Here is a 3,838-nt window from a genome sequence, read left to right as displayed (position 1 = left end):
CCGCCAGCCACACCGCCCGCGCGAAGTCGGCGCGGATGGCGCGCTGCTCGTCGCCGTCGCGGTTGAGGAACTCGCTCATCCCCGCCTGGTTCTGCACCAGCTCCCACATGGCCAGGGTGATGGCCGAGTCCACGTCGCCGCCGCCGACGAACTGCGCCTCGGTGTTGTCCATGGCCTGGCGGCGGATCTCCTCGCGCTCCTTCACCCGGCCCACGGTGCGTCGGCTGAGGGAGTCCGCCTCGGCCAGGTCGAACCCGGCCCCCGCGAATGCCTCGTTGAGCCGCTGGATCACCTCGTCCAGCGGGCCCATCGTCGGCTGGCGGACCATCGCACTGCCAGCCCCCTCACTGGGCTGCAGCACCTCGGTGCGGTCGATCCGCAGGTCCGCGGTCCCGACCTCGTCCTGCCGGATGCCCACCAGGCGCACGTCGGAGATGTCCACCACCTCGGCCCGCTCCCCCACGGAGGGCAGGTAGCGGTCCAGGGCCCGCAGGTAGTACGCGTGCCGCAGGTACTCCGTTCCGTGGAACCGGTACACCTGGGAGAGGAAGTCGTAGAGCTTCAGGTAGGTGCGCACGTCCTTGCGCTGGATGCGCAGCTCCTCCAGGCGCGGGCCGTCCTCACGCTGCTGCGCGTCCGCCACCTCCGCCAGGAACCGCGCGACCACCGGGTTCAGCAGACCCTTGAGCCGCTGCTCCCCCTCGCCGGCCACCATCGCGGACACGAACGCGTCCATCTCCTCGGGCGTGTACAGCCCGGAGCCGTCCAGCTTGACCATCACCTCGGCCAGCCGAGCCGGGTCGGTCACCTTCTCCAGTTCGGCGCCCTCGTAGTACGGGCGGAACGCGGCGAGGATGTCCTCCTCCGTATTCACGAAGTCCAGCACGAACGTCTTGTGCTTGCCCGGCATGGTCCGGTTGAGCCGGCTGAGGGTCTGCACCGCCAGGACGCCGTCGAGCTTCTTGTCCACGTAGAGGGCGGACAGCTTGGGCTGGTCGAAGCCGGTCTGGTACTTGTTCGCCACGATCATCACGGCGTAGTCGTCCGTGTCCAGGGCGGCGGCCAGGTCCGCGGGCGCTCCGGGGTTGGCGCGAGCCTCGGTGACGGGGTCGACGCCGGGCGCCTCCGGGTCCTGCACCTCACCGGAGAACGCCACCAGGGTGCCGTAGCCCAGGTCGGGCCGGCCGGCCAGGTAGGCGTCCATGGCGGTCTTGTACCGCAGGGCGGCCAGGCGGGAGTCGGTGACCACCATCGCCTTGGCCTGCCCCTTCAGCAGGTGGGCGACGTTCGCGTGGAAGTGCTCCACGATGATCTCGACCTTCTGCGCGATCATCTCCGGGTGCAGCTTCACCCAGCGGCGCAGCTGGCTGGCGGCGGCCTCCTGGTCCACTTCCTCGCCGGCCATGCCCTCGGGGAGCCGGCCGCGGGCGTCGAACTCCTCGAGCTGCCCGGTCTCGCTGAGGCGGGCGAGCTGGAAGGCGGTCTCGTAGGTGGTGTAGTTCTGCAGCACGTCCAGGATGAAGCCCTCCTGGATGGCCTGCTTCATGGGGTAGCGGTGGAAGGAGACGGGGATCGGCTCCCCGTTCTCGTCCCGCTGCTCCCCCGGCCGGCCGAACAGCTCCAGCGTCTTGGGCTTCGGGGTGGCGGTGAAGGCCAGGTAGCTGATGTTCGCGGCGGGGCCGGAGGCGTCCACCTCGGCGGCGAGCACGGCCTCCACGTCCACCTCGCCGCCGTCGTCCAGGTCAGCCTGTTCGGCGGGGCTGAGCACGCGGCGCAGCTTGGCGGCGGCGGTGCCGGTCTGGGAGGAGTGGGCCTCGTCCGCCACGACGGCGTAGCGGCGCCCGGCCAGCGCGGGCTCCTCCTGGAGGGCCTGCAGCACGGACGGGAACGTCTGGAGGGTGACCACCAGGATGCGGTTGCCGCGCTGCAGGGTGTCCGCCACCAGCTGGGACTTGGAGGTGTGGCCGGCGGCGTGGACGGTGCGGTCGTTGACGGCGACGACGGTGCCCGGCGTCGTCTCGATGGCCAGGATGGCGCGCTGGAGCTGGTCGTCCAGGACGGTGCGGTCCGTGACCACGATGACGGAGTCGAACTCCTTGGCCCCGTCCCGGTGCAGGCGCAGCAGCTGGTGGGCGGTCCAGGCGATGGTGTTGGTCTTGCCGGAGCCGGCGGAGTGCTCGATCAGGTACTTCTGCCCGGCCCCGTGCTCGGCGGCGTCGTCGAGGACGGCGGTGACGGCCTCCCACTGGTGGTAGCGCGGGAAGATGATGCGGCGGCTCACGGTGCGCTTCCCGGTGGCGGCATCCGTGCGGGTCTTCTCCTCGGTGAACACGAACTTCTGGAGGATGCCGAGCCAGGCGTCCTTGTCCAGCACGCGCTGCCATAGGTAGGCGGTGTCCGAGCCGTCCGGGTTGGGCGGGTTGCCGGCGCCGCCGTCGTGGCCGAGGTTGAAGGGCAGGAAGGCGGTGCCCGGCCCGTTCAGCTGGGTGGTCATCATGACCTCGCGGTCCGAGACGGCGAAGTGCACCACGGCGCGGGTGCCGTGCCCGAACAGCGGCGTGGCGCGGTGGTTGCGGTCCCGGTACTGCTTCACCGCGTCCTGGACGGTCTGGGTCAGGTCCGTCTTGAGCTCGAGGGTGGCGACGGGGATGCCGTTGACGAACAGCACGAGGTCCACGGACTCGCCGGAGGTGGGGTGGAAGTGCACCTGCTGCATGACGCGCACCCGCATGGCCGCGTACTGGCGGGCAGCCTCGGGGTTCTTGTCCGTGACCGGCTTCGGGTAGGCCAAGCGCACGGTGCCGCGGACCGGGTCGGTGAGGCCGCGGCGCAGGGTGGTGATGGTGCCCCCGACCTTCGGGTTCGGGTTGTCCAGCTGCGTGGTGAGGGTGCGCAGCAGGCGTTCGCGCTGGTTCTGTTGGGTGGCCGACGACGCCGACGCGTCCACCAGCTGGGCCCACACCTCGGGCTGGGATTCGGCGAGGAAGTCGTAGAGGTCCTGCGGGTAGAGGGCGCGGACCTTGTCGTAGCCCTGGTCATGGGGTGAGTGGAGCCAGCCGTGCTCGGCGAGGTGCTCGCAGATGGTCCGCTCGAAGGCGGCCTCCGGGGGCAGGTGCTGCGTGCTCATGCGGCGGGCTCCTCTGCGGGGATCTCCAACTGGCCGGTGACGGCGGCGGTGATGAGCGCGGCCCGGCGCTCCTGCGCCAGTTCGATGAACCGCTCCGCCTTGGCGATGAGGGTGTCGATCTTTGCGGTCTCTCGGTCCAGATGATCCGCGATGGCGCGCTGCTCGTCGAGGGGCGGACGAGCAACGAGGACCCCGCCGAGGGAAGCGAGCGTGAGCGCACCCCGGGTGCTTCCACCGGCGTCACTGATCAACCGCAATTCATCGTATGCAGCCCTCAACATGAGGGTGAGGAAACGGGCATCCCATCTTTCAGGGTCAGGGATGACTCCAGCGAGGTGCTGGTTGATCGTGGCGGTCATCTCAAGAAGAGTGGCCCGTCCCCGTGTTTTGCCCTGGCCCGTGATAGCTACAAGCACGGTGCCGTACGTCAGAAGGGGCAGATGCACCTCGTTGAGGGCATCTTGTGTGACCCACTGGTCGGCATCCGTCACCGAATCACGGTTGGCGTGAGAACTGTTGAGCCACGGCACGTCCCCATCAAGCCAATAGCGCTTTTCATCGCGGTTCGGCGTGGCTCCGTTCACTAGACGAGTCCAGCGCCTCAACGGCTCCACTGCCCAGTGGGAAGGCAAGTCTGGGATCCAACGGTCTCCCCGGCTCTCTGTGGCCCCGCTACCGAATACGCCAGCGCGGACTATCGCGTCACGGCGC

At 69.4% G+C, this 3,838-nt stretch carries 2 protein-coding genes; both read right to left on the bottom strand.

Going from position 1 to position 3,838, the window contains the following annotated elements:
- Positions 1–3,127: type I restriction endonuclease subunit R (locus Q4D18_RS11250; protein ID WP_303128470.1), on the bottom strand; the 3,127-nt coding region annotated here is incomplete at its 3' end.
- Positions 3,124–3,711, bottom strand: a complete 588-nt coding sequence (locus Q4D18_RS11245; protein ID WP_303128469.1) for a restriction endonuclease subunit S — start codon at positions 3,709–3,711, stop codon at positions 3,124–3,126. The genes Q4D18_RS11245 and Q4D18_RS11250, both read right to left, overlap by 4 nt.
- Between the last annotated feature and the right edge of the window lie 127 nt (positions 3,712–3,838).

The sequence above is a fragment of the Micrococcus sp. genome, from assembly GCF_030523875.1.
Lineage (GTDB): Bacteria > Actinomycetota > Actinomycetes > Actinomycetales > Micrococcaceae > Micrococcus.
Note: the sequence above shows the minus strand (reverse complement) of the source record. Positions and strands in the feature narration are given on the sequence as shown.